Here is a 14561-nt window from a genome sequence, read left to right as displayed (position 1 = left end):
GCATCCTATACTTATTACAACAGCACCATGGTAGATCTTGGCAATTACAACGAACTGGAGATAGCGCGTGAAGTGGACTTCGGCGTATACCTGACCTCTGAAGACGGCGACATTCTGTTGCCACGCAAGTACATTCCGGAGGGGGCCAAGGTAGGCGACAAGGTACGTGTGTTTGTGTACCGCGACTCCGAAGACCGTGTGATTGCCACCAATCTGACGCCTTACGCCACCGTGCGCGAGTTTGCCTGCCTGATGTGCAAAGACAGCACTGACTTTGGCGCTTTTCTGGACTGGGGTCTGGAGAAAGACCTGCTCGTGCCGCTGCACAACCAGAAAGAAAAGATGCGAACCGGCCGCAAATACTGCGTGTATGTATACCTGGACGATACCTCTGATCGCATCGTGGGCACGACCAAACTTGGCAAGTACCTGCACAACGACGAAGCCTCTAACGAGCTGACCGAAAACGAGGAAGTGGAGCTGCTGATAGCCGGCTTCACAGAGATCGGCATCAAGGTGATCATCAATAACCGCTACATGGGTATGCTCTACAAGAATGAAGTGTTCAAGGAGCTTTACATGGGCGACAAGCTGCGCGGCTATATCAAGACCATCCGACCAGACAATAAAATAGACGTGACCCTGCGCAAGCCCGGCACCACCGGATTGAGCGAATCGAACGAGGCGGCGGATAAAGTAATGGAAGTGCTGGCGGCGGCTAAAGGCTATTTACCTTTGTCTGACAAAAGCAGCCCAGACGAGGTATACCGCATGCTGGGCATGAGCAAGAAGGTATTCAAAAAAGCTATTGGCGGCTTGTACAAAGAAGGCAAGATCGAGATCGACACAGATCACATCCGGTTAAAAAGCGAGGAATAAGCCGCGCTGTAACTTACAGGATAACTACGCGATTCGAGCTGAATTCACAACAAAAACGGCCCTGAAAGGATTATTTACAGGAAAGCACCGCATTTTTTAACCAATGTGGCGGGCATTCACGTAATTCAGCGAAACGCAAACCTACATGCACCGAACCCGAACCGCACTGATTGCCGGCGCCAGCGGCCTGGTAGGCAGTCACTTGCTGCTTATGTTGCTGCAAAGCGACCGCTACAGTCAGGTAATTTCCGTTGGCCGTCGCGAACTCGCCATCATTCACCCCAAGCTCGACCAACAGATAGTCGACTTCGACAACCTCAAGAAAAGCGCATCTGAACTGGCCGCCGACGATGTGTTCTGCTGTCTGGGCACCACCATCAAAAAAGCCGGCACCAAAGAGGCCTTCTACAAAGTAGACCATACCTATGTCACGCAGCTGGCCGAGATCACGCTTCGCCGTAACGCCACCCAGTTCCTGGTTGTGTCGGCCATGGGCGCCGATGCCAGCTCCCGCATTTTCTACAACCGTGTAAAAGGCGAAATGGAGCGGGATATTCAGGCTTTGGGCTTTACTTCGTTGCATATTTTCAGACCGGCACTCCTGCTGGGAGAGCGTGAAGAGCACCGCACCGGCGAAGAGATCAGCGCCAGGATCATGAAGCCGCTCTCTGTGCTGATGATCGGCCCAATGCGCAAATACCGCCCCATTAAAGCTGAAACAGTGGCCAGCGCCATGCTGCATGCCGCTGCGCAGGACCAGAAAGGCGACAAGGTATACCTGTCCGACGAAATAGAGCGACTGGGCCACTAACCCTCCCTATACATGCCCCGTAAGCTGCAAGGCAACTTATACCTATACCTATGCCTAACAGAAGCCTGCGCCGCGCATTCCCCAAAGCCTCACAATATGACCCGAAGTGGGTGCGCAAGCACTCCATGGGCGAGAACGTGCTTTTTAACCTCGAGAGCCTGACCAAGTCTCTCCATCTCAAGCCCGGCATGCGGGTGCTCGATCTCGGCTGCGGCAAATCCATCAGCTCTATCTTTCTGGCCATGGAGTTCGGGGTTACCGTTTGGGCCGTGGACGAAGCCGTATCTGCCAGCGACAACTACGAGCGCATCTGTGCCGAGGGCTGCGAAGACAAGGTATTTCCCCTTGAGATGGAAGCTCGTTCGCTCCCCTTTCCTGAGGAATATTTCGATGCTGTAATCGTCGTGGACTCCTATACCTATTTTGGCACTGACGAGAAGTACCTGCCCTACATTGCCCGCTTTATCAAGCCGGAAGGCCACATCGCCATTGTGGATGTTTGCTTCACCACCGAGATCGAGAGCCACGATCAGGTACCCGAATTCCTACAAGAAGATTATCAGAACTATTGGTACTTTATTCATACCATAGACTGGTGGCGCAGGCTTTGGGAGAAGACCGGACTTGTGGAAATAGAAGCTGCCGCCGAACTGACTGAGGCAGGCCTGGTACGGGAACAATACATTAAGGACTATCAAAACTCTGAGGAGGCAGATGCTTTTGCTAAAGCCCTAGAGCTTGACAAAGATAAGTTTATCACGTTTTTTAAGCTTATTGGCAGACGAACATCCAAAACAGCTTACCTGCAGTCTTACAAATGACAGCGGTAATTTTTTTGTTCAAATTGCAATTATTAATTTTTTCAAACGCAAGAAGTTATATTTTTGCACCCGCCAGCTGGACATACCTGTCTGGCAAGCCAGATATAACTTTTTCAATAGAACAATGAAAACATTTCTTCGCGTAGGATTCGCCATGGCTTTGGTGATGACGCTTGCTTTCGGTGCACAGGCACAGGAGTACAGTACAGGTATAGGCTTCAGAGGTGGTGTAGCTTCTGGTCTTACCATAAAGCATTTTATTAAAAGCGACGCCGCAATTGAAGGCATTCTGAGTACAGGTTTCCGCCACAGAGGCGCTGTTGTTACAGTACTTTATGAAAAACACGCACCTGCCTTCAATGCAAAAGGCCTGCAGTGGTACTATGGTCTGGGTGGCCACATTGGCTTTTACGAGGGTCGTTATTACTACTACTATGACAAGCACAGACGCGACAGATACTATGATGACAACATTGTAGGTTTTGGTATTGATGGCGTATTAGGCCTGGAATACTACATCCGTGACATTCCGTTTACGATCGGTGCTGATATCAAGCCTTATATCAACATCCCGCATGGCCGTGGTTTCTGGGATTCTGCCCTGCACGTGCGTTACGTATTCTAAGAACTGAAAAGCCTTAACATAAAGCGCCCGCTACTGCTCAGTAGCGGGCGCTTTTGTTCTTATACGGTTCTGAAACGATCAGCTGCTTATCACACTGGTCACTTCTGAGTAGCTATACCTAGAAGGCAATGTGCATCAAAGCATCGCCCTGATTCACCACAGGCATATTGTTGAGCCCTACCACATAGCCGGCTGCCGGCGCATTCAGGCGCACTTCCATTTCACCGTAAGGGTCGGTAATGGTACCCACAATCTGTCCTTTTTTTACATAGCCACCCTCCGCTACATTGCTACGGAACAGGCCCGCATTTTTTGCGCGCACCCAGATGTCTTTCATGCAAATGGTGGTCGGCTCTGTAGGTGAAGGAGCAGCATTGCCCATACCCAGGTGGTGCATCAGGCGCAGAGTACCTTCTATACCCGTTGCTATACCTCTTTCGTCGAAACGAAGTGACTCCCCGGTTTCATATACCAGAATGTGCTTGCCCAGTTTAGCGGCTTCCTTGCGGAGTGAACCCTGCCGGTAAGAGGCGTTCAGCGTAAAGGGCGCGGCAAAGGCCTCTGCCAGTTGCTGATTCTTCGGCTCGGCCAACACGCAGCGAATCTGCGGATAGTTGCCTCTGCTAGAGCCACCTGTATGGAAATCCACACCGTAATCGATGTAGGGCATTACTTCTTTCATAAAGCGATGCGCCACACGACTGGCCAGTGAACCTTCTTTGTTACCCGGGAAACTTCGGTTCACATCTTTGCCATCCGGCACGTCACGTGAAAAGTTCAGGAAACCGTAAATGTTCAGAATGGGTACCGCGATGATGGTCCCCTTGAGCGGGTACAGCATCTTTTTGGTGATCATGCGACGGATGATCTCCGTGCCGTTCACTTCATCGCCGTGCATACCTGCCATCAGCAGGAGCACCGGCCCATCGTGTACGGAGCGGAACACATAAACAGGTATATCGATGACGGTACCACTGGGAAGTTTGGAGATGACAAGTCGGGTCAATACTTTCTCTCCACGGTCTATACTTACACCGTTGATCTTAATCGTTTCGGGCATGCTATTCTTTCACTCTTTTGGAGACTTTCTTCTGAACCAGTCCCTCCACATACTCAATTATTTTAGCCGCAATGTCTTTATTTGTGGCTTTTTCTATACCCTGAAGCCCTGGCGAGGAGTTCACTTCCAGAATCAGCGGTCCACGCTTGGACTGCAGCATGTCTACCCCCGCTATACCTAAGCCCAGCGACTTGGCAGCGAGCAAAGCCGCGGCTTTCTCCTGGCGGGTCAGTTTGACCAGGGTAGCATTGCCGCCACGGTGCAGGTTAGAGCGGAACTCGCCCTCCTTACCTTGGCGCTTCATGGCACCTACCACTTCGCCGTTCACCACAAAAGCGCGGATGTCAGCACCTGCCGCCTCGGAAATAAACTCCTGCACGATAATACGGGCTTTTAGATTGTGAAATGCCTCGATTACAGACTCTGCTGCCTTTTTAGTCTCGGCCAGCACCACACCCAAACCCTGCGTACCTTCCAGCAATTTGATCACCAAAGGGGCACCGCCCACTTCTTTCACCAGCATCGATGTTTCTTTGGAATAGTTCGTGAAAGCTGTTTTCGGCATACCCAGCCCAGCCCGCGACAGGATTTGGCTGCTGCGCAGTTTGTCGCGGGAGCGCACAATGCTCTGAGAGTCTACCGCGCTCTTCACTTTCATCATCTCAAACTGACGCACCACGGCCGTGCCGTAAAAAGTAACGGAGGCTCCGATTCGCGGAATGATGGCGTCGATATCAGTTAAGCGTTCTCCCTTGTAGAGGATGTGCGGGTCGCCCTGCTCAATCACAAGGTCGCAGCGCAGGTGGTCCAGCACCACCACTTCGTGGCCACGCTGCTGGGCAGCTTCCACCAGGCGGCGGGTAGAGTACAACTTAGAGTTGCGAGAGAGAATCGCTATCTTCATAAAAACTATTTATTCTTCTTTTGTTTGTTGTTGAATTTGAGTGAGACGTTTTTACGGGAAACGTCCACAATAAACCGGCCTTTGAGCAGTTTCCGACCAATCAGCACCGGGTACTTCATATCGCTTCGATCCGAAAGTGAGAACTCCGCCTCGATCAGTTCATCGAAAAACTTGATTTTGGTCTTGATAACATACCGCTCCTGCACATCCCCAAACGAGTTACGGATATCGCGCAGACTATAGTCAGAAAACCGCAGCTTTTTGTGATTGTACTGCGGGTGCGACGGGTCTAATAAGTCCAGACAGATCACTTTAGTTCCGTCAGCGCGGGTCTCCTCATGAATATCCGAGCAGTGGATCGCGGAGGTGTAAGCACCCGTGTCGATCTTGGCCTCTATCTCGTCAATATCCAGTTCAGGAAAGGCCACCATCTCGCGCCTGCCAATGATCTTTTTCTCTGGTTTGAGCTTTTTTAGGTTCTCCTCTTTCATCAGGGGCCAATTTAAGCATTATGCTTTACGTACGACAATTTGGAGAAAGGAATGGGCGTTAAATTTTTGGAGGTGGTACAACGCCGGTCTTTTTTGCGTGCAGCAACTCGGCAACCTCCTGCAACAGGTGCGAATGCCCGGCTTTGAGCACAACAAGCTCGCCTTTGTGCAACGCTTTAATAAACACGCTCACCCGCTTGGGAGAAATGATCTGGTCGAACTCCCCGAGAAACATTGTAACCGGTACCTGCCTGTGGTTCAATAACCGGACAATCTCCCGGATGTCGAAATTGAGCTCACGGAAGCCAATCCAGCTGCGGTATACCCGCAGGCGCTTTTCAGTGCTGTCCATCTGGAAGCGGGCGAAGCGCACGAGGCTTTTGTGGATCATGTTATACCGGTTGAGCACATTGAGCAACCGGAAGAATGGCTCCGGCTTGAGTACGGTGCGTTTAAAGAGCTGTTGCAGCCAACCCGGGTAGGTGGCGATGTTGTACCAGAAGCTAGTCTTAATGCCGTCCGGCGCGATCAGGAAAAGCTCGTCGATGCGCTCCGGGAAGCGTTCCACTAGCGTAAGTGCAAATTTGCCTCCCATGCTGAAGCCCATCAGAGAGAAATGGTCTATCTTTTCCTTTTTGAGAAATAAGCTGATCAACTCCTGCAAGAAATCCTTGTCGAGCGGCATGTTCTCCTTGTGCAAGGTACTCTGCCCATGAAAGAAAAGGTCGAAGGCGTAGATGGTATAGTCGCTGCCCAGCGCATGCCCCATGGGCAGGTAGTAGCTGCTGCTCTGGCCGTAGCCATGGAAAGCCAGTAAGGGCTGCGTTCCCTGTCCCAGCACCCTGTAATGAAGCTTCGTACCGTTATGTATGATGTAAGGCATTCTGAATTATGACATCCCCTTTCACTTATTCGGCATGCATACAAATAAGATACACAAAAGGGCCTTTAAATTTCGAGATATTTCGTGAGCGCTCTACTGCTAGCTATGAAAGGTATAGCGATTAGCTTGTCACAGCCGTGACACGCCACCTGACACAATGAACTTCATCACGTCGCTGCTGGGCAGGTCAAGGTATACGACGTTGCGCTTGGGTACCACAAAGAGCTCACCCGAGAAGTTATAAGAGTGCGGAAAATACACGGCTACGCGGTCTTCAACATTCACTGAACTCAAAGCATCCTGCGTTACAAAGCCAAACTTTAGGTTATCAGACTCTTCTGACATCTTCACCATAACAGGCTTGTTGAATTTTTGATTGTCGCCCACAAAGGCATCGAACAGATCCTTGATGCTGGAGTAGACGATGCCCACTAGTGGCACTTTGTTAAACCAACGCCCCGTGATAACAATGAATGGCTTTACAAAGAAAGACGAGCTGATAAAACCGATCAGAGTAAGGAGCACAAACATCAGGAATATACCTAATCCGGGTATCCCTAAGTCGAACATGCTATTCAGCCAGTCGATAATGGCCACGATGATCCATACCGTAATGGTGAAAGGTGCTACAATAAGTAGGCCGTTCAAAAAATAGCGTAAAATGCGTCTCATGTCTGCTGGTGCTTAAAAAAATAGGCCTTGCCGAAGCAAAGCCTAAATGTAGCTAAAAAGCCACTATTTTGTAGTATAGGGCTATACCTATACTGTTTCAAAGTCAAATTTTTTGATGCTGTCAGCTACTTGCTGCATCAACCACATGGGCGTGGAAGTAGCACCGCATATACCTACGCTCTCCGCATTGGCAAACCACTCTTTCTCAATCTCTTCCTCGTTCTCCACAAAGTAGCTATTCGGGTTGTGCTGCTTACACACGCTGTAGAGTGCCTTGCCATTGGAGCTCTTTTTGCCGCTCACGAAGATGATTACGTCGTGCTCTACAGAGAACTTGGTGAGTTGCGGCTCGCGGTTCGATACCTGACGGCATATGCTGTCGTTGGCGTTCAAAGCGGTGCTGTCCTGATTGGCCTGCTGCAAGCGCTCCTCGATCAGGGACTTGATATGGTAAAAGCCTTTGGTGCTTTTGGTTGTCTGGCTGAAGAGAGTCACCGGACGGGTAAAGTCGATCTTGTCGAGGTCTTCTTCTGTCGTCACGATAATGGCCTCATCGCCTGTCTGGCCCGCCAGTCCGATCACCTCGGCATGGCCCACCTGACCGTAGATCACGATCTGTCCGCCTTTGGTTTTGTCAACATCAAAAGCGTGCTTCACACGGTTCTGCAGCTTGAGCACTACCGGGCAGGAAGCATCGATCAGTTCGATGTTGTTTTCTAAGGCTGTTTTGTAAGTCTCCGGCGGTTCGCCATGGGCTCTGATCAGCACTTTGGTGTCGCGCAGTTCTTTGAGCTGTTCGCGGTCGATGATGCGAAGCCCTTTTTCATAAAGCCGCTTCACTTCCATGCTGTTGTGCACGATATCACCCAGACAATAGAGCTCTTCGCAGTTCTCCATTTCATCCTCCGCCATCTGAATGGCGAATTCCACACCAAAACAATAACCGGAATTCTTGTCTATCGTTACATTCATCTCTTCTTTCCTCTATTCCTGCAAAGCATAATCACTGTTGAAGATACGGGAAGTTACTTTATTAATCACAAACTCTACCTGCTCATCAATGGTCATGTGCGACGTGTCCAGTAAAAAGGCATCGTCTGCGCGGCGCAGCGGACTTTCGGCTCGGGTCGAGTCGATCAGGTCACGCTTGAGCAGGTTTTCCTTTATCTCACCGAGGTTGATCAGCTGCTTTTTAGCCAACAGTTCATCCTGACGGCGCTTGGCGCGGGTGTCCACGTCGGCTGTCATAAAGATCTTCACTTCTGCATCCGGGAACACAGCTGTACCAATATCACGACCATCCATCACCACACCGCGTTTCTTTCCCATTTTCTGTTGTTGGGCCACCATGGCGCGACGCACTTCCTTTACGACACTTACCTCACTCACCTGATTGGAGATGTACATCTTGCGGATCTCGTCTTCCACATTCAGCCCATTGAGGAATACTTCGTTTCTTTTGGCCTTTGGGTTATAATGAAAAGTAATATCTATTTTATCCAGTGCGTCCTTCACCTCCTTAGGGTTGGTGAGACTCACGTGGTGCTCCAGAAAATAAAGCGTAACCGCACGGTACATAGCCCCGGTATCGATATAAGCGTAGCCCAGTTCGGCAGCCACCAGTTTGGCCGTTGTACTTTTACCGCACGAGGAGTAGCCATCTATGGCGATTACAATTTTTTTCATGGTAAGCTCTCAGAAATTAATTCGAATCACAAGGGCAGGGCACATTGCCGCGCTTGCTCTTTTTCATGTAGGAAGCCGTCTTTTTCTGCTGTGGTGTTTTAGCTGTGCAACCCGCCAGAGTGCCGGAGGACAAAACACATGCAACGATCAGGTATGAAATTATCTTTCTCAAAACGACTTAATTTAACGCAAATATAAAGTAATTTACGGGTTCAATCCCCATCAGCGGGCATTTTATATCAACAAGACAGTCCTACCCATGCATAGCTCCTACACAATCAGCGGACGCATCATCGACCTGCACCAGCAAGAGATTTTTGAGGGAACGGTCCATGTGTCAAACGGCCGCATTTCTAAAATAGTTCGTGAGGCAACGGCCTCTTCCAGTTATATTTTACCAGGCTTTGTGGACGCCCACGTGCACGTGGAAAGTTCCATGCTCGTACCTTCCGAATTTGCCCGGCTGGCTGTGCCGCACGGCACTGTTGCCACCGTATCGGACCCGCACGAGATCGGCAATGTGCTGGGTATAGCCGGTGTGGAGTATATGGTGGAGAACGGAAAGAAGGTGCCGTTTAAGTTTTACTTCGGAGCTCCCTCCTGCGTACCTGCCACACCCTTCGAAACAGCTGGCGCCGAGATAACGGCCGTCGACATCGAAACCTTGTTTCAGCGCGACGAGATCAAATACCTGGCCGAGATGATGAACTGGCCCGGCGTGCTTCACCGCGACCCGGTAGTGATGGAAAAGATCGAGCTGGCTAAGAAATATGGCAAAGCTGTGGATGGACACGCACCCGGTTTGCGCGGTGAGCAGGCGGCGCTTTACGCATCGGCTGGCATCACCACCGACCACGAGTGTTTTACAGCTGAAGAGGCACTCGACAAGCTCGCTGTAGGCATGAAGATATTGATCCGCGAAGGCAGTGCCGCCAAAAATTTCGAGGCGCTTATACCTCTACTCGCCACCCACCCGGACAGCATTATGTTCTGCTCCGACGACAAGCACCCCGACAATCTCGTGGAAGGGCATCTGAACCTGCTCGTGAAGCGGGCCCTCGCCAAAGGCCACGATCTGTTCCATGTGCTGCGTGCCGCCTGCCTTAACCCGGTGGAGCACTACAAGCTGGAGGTCGGTCTGCTCCGTGAAGGAGACCCTGCTGACTTCATCGTGGTAAACAACCTGGACGATTTTATAATCGAAGCCACCTACATCAACGGTGAAAAAGTAGCAGATAACGGCAAATCGAACATCGCTTTTACGCAGAGCGAAGAGATCAACAACTTCAACACTGAACCCAAAACACCAGAGCAATTCAGACTACCCGGCAATAGCGCCAGCAAGATCCGGGTAATCGAGGCTTTTGACGGCCAGCTGATTACGCATCAGGTATGGGCTGATCCGAAAATCGAGAATGGTTTTATACAGTCAGATGTGGCGCAGGATGTGCTGAAGATCACAGTTGTGAACCGCTACGAGAACGCTGAACCGGCCGTGGCCTTCATCAAGAATGTAGGTATACAGCGCGGTGCCATCGCTTCCTCGGTGGGCCACGACTCGCACAACATCATTGCAGTGGGGGTGGATGACGAAAGTATTGCCCGCGCCGTGAACCTGATCATCAGCGCAAAAGGCGGTGTAGCCGCTGTGGACGGCGATAACGAACAGTTATTGCCGCTGCCGGTAGCGGGAATTATGTCAGCTGCCGATGGATACGAAGTAGCTAATGCGTACTCGGCCATCGACCGCATGAGCAAAGAGATGGGCAGCAAACTGGCTTCTCCTTTCATGACGCTCTCGTTTATGGCATTGCTCGTTATACCTTCGCTCAAACTCAGCGACAAAGGATTGTTTAACGGTGATGACTTTAAATTCGTACCTGTAGCTGAATAGTATACCTTGCCACAAAAGGTATGATACCACGGCCCTACGGGGCTTCGCAAATGGAGGAATTTATCATTTTTCTGGTCGGTGCGCTCGTGAGCGGGTTTGGCACCATTATCGGTTTCGGGGGAGGCGTGTTCATGGTGCCGATCCTGATCATCTTTTTCGGATACAACATCGAGATCGCCATCGGGGCCACTATGTCGGCACTTGTGCCGGCTTCTATCATTGCCTCTGTCTTCAACCTCCGCGACCGCAGCATCGACTACCTGGTAGGCTCGCTCATTCAGTTTCCAGCGGTAGTGGGCACGGTGCTGGGTGCCTTTATGGTAGCCTTTTTACCCGTAACAGAGCTTCAGGTGATTTTTGCGCTCTTTGTAGTGACCGTGGGAATCTTTATGGTGAAGCCTCAGCAAAAAGAAAAGCATATCCGCCACTCCGGCATGATGTACCGAATACGCCGCGTGCCGACTTCCTTTATCCGGAAGAACAGAGCCAAGCACCTGGCTTACCGGCTCAATGGCGGTGTTGTAGGAGTTTTTGGTTTTGCTTCAGGTATAATAGCCGGCCTCTTCGGTATAGGAGGCGGCTTCCTGCAAACTCCCATGATGATCAAACTGTTCCGGATACCACCTCAGATCGCCACTTCCACCTCTCTATTCATTCTGGTTATCACAAGCTTCACCGGTTTTATCAGCCACTACCTGCTTGGCAACGTCATCTGGAGCCGCAGTCTGCCGCTCATGGCAGCCTTTGCCCTTGGGGCCATCGGCGGAAACATGCTTAAGAAACGACAGGGCAAAATGCAGGATATCGAAAAGCTGATCGGCATCGGCCTGCTGCTGGCAGGATTAGGTGTTATTCTGAACCTGCTGATCAAGTCCAATTTCGGCTTTTCGTTTTAGGTATAGCTTAGAACCCTGTCGCAACAGTCTATTCATACTCAGAAACAGGTCTCCACTTGAAATCCCTATTGCGTTTCTTTCCTATACCCTCCTAAAGCAGAAAGAGCCGATGCACAGCCTGTGAACAGGCAAGCGCATCGGCTCTTCTTTGTAACATTGCTTTTTCTATGCCTCCTGTTTCGCGGAGCTAAAGTGCTTATCGATCAGATTCTTTACTTTATCTGCCGTAAGGGGCTTTGTCAGATATTCTGCTGAATACTTCTGAGCTGCATCCGTATCCTGTGGATGGGTAGAGGTAGTCAGTACGGCCAGTATAATGTTCTTTCTGAACTCCGGGTTCAACCGCTCATACAGGTCCAGCATTTCAAATCCATCCATCACCGGCATGCTGATGTCCAGGAATATCAATTCCGGCTGAAAATAATTCCCATCCGTCTGCTCGTAGTTGTTGTTACTCACATTGTACAGATAGTCGAATGCCTGCTTGCCGTTTACAAACGTGCGTATATTATCGGTCACCTGCATTCGCTCCAGCAAACGTTGGTTCAGGAAATTTGTGGTGTCGTCGTCGTCAATAAGAAGAACGCCTGATAATTTTTTCATAAATACACTATACCCAGCTTGTAATAATACGCAAGCTGTCTATTCCAAGCTGACGTTTCTGAGAAGATGAAATAATACGGTACCCGAGGCTATGTATTTACCGCAGCACAAGGTACACAATTGAAAGCCTGAAACAAATTCTAAACTTCCAATTTCGTTATAACCAGATTGTTTAGTCGATATAGCCCTGCGAGCGCATCCACTCGTCGTTGTAGATCTTGCCCAGGTAGCGTGTGCCATGGTCGGGCAGCAATACAACGATGACATCGTCCTCTGTCAGGTTGTTTTCGCGGGCGTACTCTAATGCTCCGTACACAGCTGTACCGCTCGACCAGCCTACAAAAAGGCCTTCTTCATTGGCCAGGCGGCGGGTCATCACTGCACCATCTTTGTCAGTCACCTTCACAAAAGTATCGATCACGTCAAAGTCCACATTCTTGGGCAGGATGTCTTCGCCTATACCTTCGGTGGCATAAGAGTAGATCTCATTCTCATCAAATATGCCGGTTTCTTTGTATTTCTTGAAAACCGAACCATACGTATCTATACCTACAGTGGCCAACTCCGGCTTACGCTCCTTCAGGTAACGCGAAATACCAGTTACGGTACCGCCTGTGCCTACACCTGTGATGAAGTGCGTCACTTTGCCCTCAGTCTGTTCCCAGATCTCAGGACCAGTGCTCTCATAGTGCGCTTTCCAGTTTGAGAGGTTGTCGTACTGGTTTGGGTAGAACGAGTTTGGAATCTCTTCATTGAGGCGCTTAGCCACTGAATAGTATGAATCCGGATGGTCAGGAGACACATTGGTAGGGCATACTCTTACCTCAGCGCCAACAGCACGCAGAATGTCCATCTTCTCCTTGCTCTGCTTGTCAGCCAGCGTAAAGATGCACTTGTAGCCTTTGGCGATCGCTGCCAGTGCCAGCCCCATGCCTGTATTACCGGAAGTACCTTCTATGATGGTGCCGCCCGGCTTCAGGATGCCTGCTTTCTCGGCGTCTTCGATCATTCTGATCGCCATGCGGTCTTTCACAGAGTTGCCAGGGTTCATGTACTCTACTTTGGCCAGCACTGTAGCCTTAATGCCATCAGTTACGTTGTTAAGCTTTACTAAGGGAGTGTTACCGATTGCCTCGGTTATATGTTTCAGGTATTTCATTTAGATGCTTTTTTGAGATACGGGTGCAAAGGTACGTAATTATAATCATAGTTGACAGGTATAGCTGTCTGCCTTTCGTACAACAGTGGGCATACCTATTCCCGTTCCGCCGGGCTGATTCTGAGCCTATATTAGGTTTAACTATTTTTTGGAAGGGCCACAAAAAAGGCTATTTTTGCACTACCTTATTTTAGACCATCATTCATCAACTTAATAAGATACACATGAGTGTTTTAGTAAATAAAGATTCGAAAGTGATCGTGCAGGGCTTCACTGGCTCAGAAGGCTCGTTCCACGCCTCTCAGATGATCGAGTACGGCACCAACGTAGTGGGTGGTGTTACACCGGGCAAAGGTGGCAACAATCACCTCGACCTGCCTGTTTTCAACACAGTGGAAGAAGCTGTAAAGAGAACCGGTGCTGATGTTTCTATCATCTTCGTGCCACCAGCTTTCGCTGCTGACGCGATCATGGAAGCTGCTGACGCGGGCATCAAAGTAATCGTTGCGATCACAGAAGGCATTCCTGTAAAAGACATGGTGATGGCCAAAAACTACCTGAAAGGCAAAGATGTGACCCTGATCGGTCCTAACTGCCCGGGTGTGATCACGCCAGGTGAGGCGAAAGTTGGTATCATGCCAGGTTTCGTGTTCAAGCCAGGCCGTATCGGTATCGTGTCTAAGTCAGGTACCTTGACGTACGAAGCTGCTGACCAGATCGTGAAGGCTGGCCTTGGTGTATCTACTGCCATCGGTATCGGTGGTGACCCAATCATCGGTACGCCAACCAAAGACGCTGTACAGCTGCTGATGGAAGATCCAGAGACAGACGCGATCGTAATGATTGGTGAGATCGGTGGTAACTACGAGGCTATGGCTGCGAAGTATATCAGCGAGACTGGCAACAAGAAGCCGGTAGTTGGTTTCATCGCTGGTCAGACTGCTCCCGCTGGTCGTCGTATGGGCCACGCTGGTGCAATCGTAGGTGGTGCTGATGATACAGCTGCCGCTAAAATGAAGATCATGCGTGAGAACGGTATCCACGTGGTTGACTCTCCTGCTGAGATCGGCGCTACGATGGTAGAGGTGCTGAAAAGCGCTGGCATGATCAACGCTTAATTTGGTTTGCTATACCTGTCTACAGGTATAAACATAGAAACGGGCTGCTTCGAAAGAGG

General features: G+C 50.2%; 15 protein-coding genes and 1 pseudogene. 7 read left to right on the top strand and 9 right to left on the bottom strand.

Going from position 1 to position 14561, the window contains the following annotated elements:
• The first annotated feature begins 27 nt into the window (after window positions 1–27).
• The 4 genes from I0P70_RS10535 to I0P70_RS10520 all read left to right on the top strand — a co-directional run bounded on the left by I0P70_RS10535 (window position 28) and on the right by I0P70_RS10520 (window position 3136).
• A complete protein-coding gene (locus I0P70_RS10535; protein WP_196117463.1) occupies window positions 28–879 on the top strand; it encodes a S1 RNA-binding domain-containing protein in 852 nt (283 codons plus the stop codon).
• A gap of 145 nt (window positions 880–1024) precedes the next feature.
• On the top strand, window positions 1025–1690 hold the full coding sequence (locus I0P70_RS10530) for an oxidoreductase (protein ID WP_196117461.1): 666 nt from the start codon (window positions 1025–1027) through the stop codon (window positions 1688–1690).
• 50 nt (window positions 1691–1740) lie between these two features.
• Window positions 1741–2511 (top strand): cyclopropane-fatty-acyl-phospholipid synthase family protein, encoded by a 771-nt coding sequence (locus I0P70_RS10525; RefSeq protein ID WP_196117459.1) that lies wholly within the window; start codon window positions 1741–1743, stop codon window positions 2509–2511.
• A gap of 124 nt (window positions 2512–2635) precedes the next feature.
• Window positions 2636–3136, top strand: a complete 501-nt coding sequence (locus tag I0P70_RS10520; RefSeq protein ID WP_196117457.1) for a hypothetical protein — start codon at window positions 2636–2638, stop codon at window positions 3134–3136.
• A 118-nt stretch (window positions 3137–3254) separates the two neighbouring features.
• On the opposite strand, the gene I0P70_RS10515 is transcribed toward I0P70_RS10520, so the two are convergent.
• From I0P70_RS10515 to cmk, 7 genes are all read right to left on the bottom strand, one after another.
• Window positions 3255–4196: a succinylglutamate desuccinylase/aspartoacylase family protein gene (locus I0P70_RS10515; RefSeq protein WP_196117455.1), complete on the bottom strand. Its 942-nt coding sequence runs from the start codon at window positions 4194–4196 to the stop codon at window positions 3255–3257.
• Window position 4197: 1 nt separating this feature from the next.
• A complete protein-coding gene (gene rimK / locus I0P70_RS10510) occupies window positions 4198–5100 on the bottom strand; it encodes a 30S ribosomal protein S6--L-glutamate ligase (protein ID WP_007656282.1) in 903 nt (300 codons plus the stop codon).
• A 5-nt stretch (window positions 5101–5105) separates the two neighbouring features.
• Window positions 5106–5591, bottom strand: a complete 486-nt coding sequence (locus I0P70_RS10505; protein ID WP_040574139.1) for a RimK/LysX family protein — start codon at window positions 5589–5591, stop codon at window positions 5106–5108.
• A gap of 58 nt (window positions 5592–5649) precedes the next feature.
• A complete protein-coding gene (locus I0P70_RS10500) occupies window positions 5650–6474 on the bottom strand; it encodes an alpha/beta fold hydrolase (protein ID WP_196117453.1) in 825 nt (274 codons plus the stop codon).
• Between the two features lie 129 nt (window positions 6475–6603).
• Window positions 6604–7146 (bottom strand): DUF502 domain-containing protein, encoded by a 543-nt coding sequence (locus tag I0P70_RS10495; RefSeq protein WP_007656277.1) that lies wholly within the window; start codon window positions 7144–7146, stop codon window positions 6604–6606.
• An 87-nt stretch (window positions 7147–7233) separates the two neighbouring features.
• The gene (locus I0P70_RS10490; protein WP_196117451.1) at window positions 7234–8118 is read right to left on the bottom strand and encodes a 4-hydroxy-3-methylbut-2-enyl diphosphate reductase; all 885 of its coding nucleotides are present in this window, start codon (window positions 8116–8118) and stop codon (window positions 7234–7236) included.
• Between the two features lie 12 nt (window positions 8119–8130).
• A complete protein-coding gene (gene cmk / locus I0P70_RS10485) occupies window positions 8131–8832 on the bottom strand; it encodes a (d)CMP kinase (protein ID WP_196117448.1) in 702 nt (233 codons plus the stop codon).
• Window positions 8833–9091: 259 nt separating this feature from the next.
• Between cmk and ade the strand changes: the two genes are divergently transcribed.
• Window positions 9092–10726, top strand: coding sequence for an adenine deaminase (ade, locus tag I0P70_RS10480; protein ID WP_196117446.1), 1635 nt, complete (start codon window positions 9092–9094; stop codon window positions 10724–10726).
• A 20-nt stretch (window positions 10727–10746) separates the two neighbouring features.
• Complete coding sequence (locus I0P70_RS10475; RefSeq protein WP_230392118.1) at window positions 10747–11622, top strand: sulfite exporter TauE/SafE family protein; 876 nt, start codon at window positions 10747–10749, stop codon at window positions 11620–11622.
• 165 nt (window positions 11623–11787) lie between these two features.
• Here the strand turns inward: I0P70_RS10475 and I0P70_RS10470 are convergent, their stop codons facing one another.
• Both I0P70_RS10470 and I0P70_RS10465 read right to left on the bottom strand, forming a co-directional pair.
• Complete coding sequence (locus I0P70_RS10470) at window positions 11788–12225, bottom strand: response regulator (protein WP_040574137.1); 438 nt, start codon at window positions 12223–12225, stop codon at window positions 11788–11790.
• Window positions 12226–12400: 175 nt separating this feature from the next.
• A pseudogene (locus I0P70_RS10465) lies at window positions 12401–13384 on the bottom strand (PLP-dependent cysteine synthase family protein); the annotation flags it as partial.
• Between the two features lie 224 nt (window positions 13385–13608).
• Between I0P70_RS10465 and sucD the strand changes: the two are divergent.
• The gene (gene sucD, locus I0P70_RS10460; protein WP_007659826.1) at window positions 13609–14502 is read left to right on the top strand and encodes a succinate--CoA ligase subunit alpha; all 894 of its coding nucleotides are present in this window, start codon (window positions 13609–13611) and stop codon (window positions 14500–14502) included.
• The last annotated feature ends 59 nt before the right edge of the window (window positions 14503–14561 follow it).

Origin of the sequence: Pontibacter sp. FD36, from assembly GCF_015686655.1 — a bacterium.
Taxonomy (GTDB): Bacteria; Bacteroidota; Bacteroidia; order Cytophagales; family Hymenobacteraceae; genus Pontibacter.
This window is presented reverse-complemented; position numbering and strand designations above follow the sequence as displayed.

Coding starts and splice junctions, on each gene's coding strand:
- I0P70_RS10535 (WP_196117463.1), top strand. CDS start 28: ATGGTAGATCTTGGCAATTACAACGAACTGGAGATAGCGCGTGAAGTG.
- I0P70_RS10530 (WP_196117461.1), top strand. CDS start 1,025: ATGCACCGAACCCGAACCGCACTGATTGCCGGCGCCAGCGGCCTGGTA.
- I0P70_RS10525 (WP_196117459.1), top strand. CDS start 1,741: ATGCCTAACAGAAGCCTGCGCCGCGCATTCCCCAAAGCCTCACAATAT.
- I0P70_RS10520 (WP_196117457.1), top strand. CDS start 2,636: ATGAAAACATTTCTTCGCGTAGGATTCGCCATGGCTTTGGTGATGACG.
- I0P70_RS10515 (WP_196117455.1), bottom strand. CDS start 4,196: ATGCCCGAAACGATTAAGATCAACGGTGTAAGTATAGACCGTGGAGAG.
- rimK (WP_007656282.1), bottom strand. CDS start 5,100: ATGAAGATAGCGATTCTCTCTCGCAACTCTAAGTTGTACTCTACCCGC.
- I0P70_RS10505 (WP_040574139.1), bottom strand. CDS start 5,591: ATGAAAGAGGAGAACCTAAAAAAGCTCAAACCAGAGAAAAAGATCATT.
- I0P70_RS10500 (WP_196117453.1), bottom strand. CDS start 6,474: ATGCCTTACATCATACATAACGGTACGAAGCTTCATTACAGGGTGCTG.
- I0P70_RS10495 (WP_007656277.1), bottom strand. CDS start 7,146: ATGAGACGCATTTTACGCTATTTTTTGAACGGCCTACTTATTGTAGCA.
- I0P70_RS10490 (WP_196117451.1), bottom strand. CDS start 8,118: ATGAATGTAACGATAGACAAGAATTCCGGTTATTGTTTTGGTGTGGAA.
- cmk (WP_196117448.1), bottom strand. CDS start 8,832: ATGAAAAAAATTGTAATCGCCATAGATGGCTACTCCTCGTGCGGTAAA.
- ade (WP_196117446.1), top strand. CDS start 9,092: ATGCATAGCTCCTACACAATCAGCGGACGCATCATCGACCTGCACCAG.
- I0P70_RS10475 (WP_230392118.1), top strand. CDS start 10,747: ATGATACCACGGCCCTACGGGGCTTCGCAAATGGAGGAATTTATCATT.
- I0P70_RS10470 (WP_040574137.1), bottom strand. CDS start 12,225: ATGAAAAAATTATCAGGCGTTCTTCTTATTGACGACGACGACACCACA.
- sucD (WP_007659826.1), top strand. CDS start 13,609: ATGAGTGTTTTAGTAAATAAAGATTCGAAAGTGATCGTGCAGGGCTTC.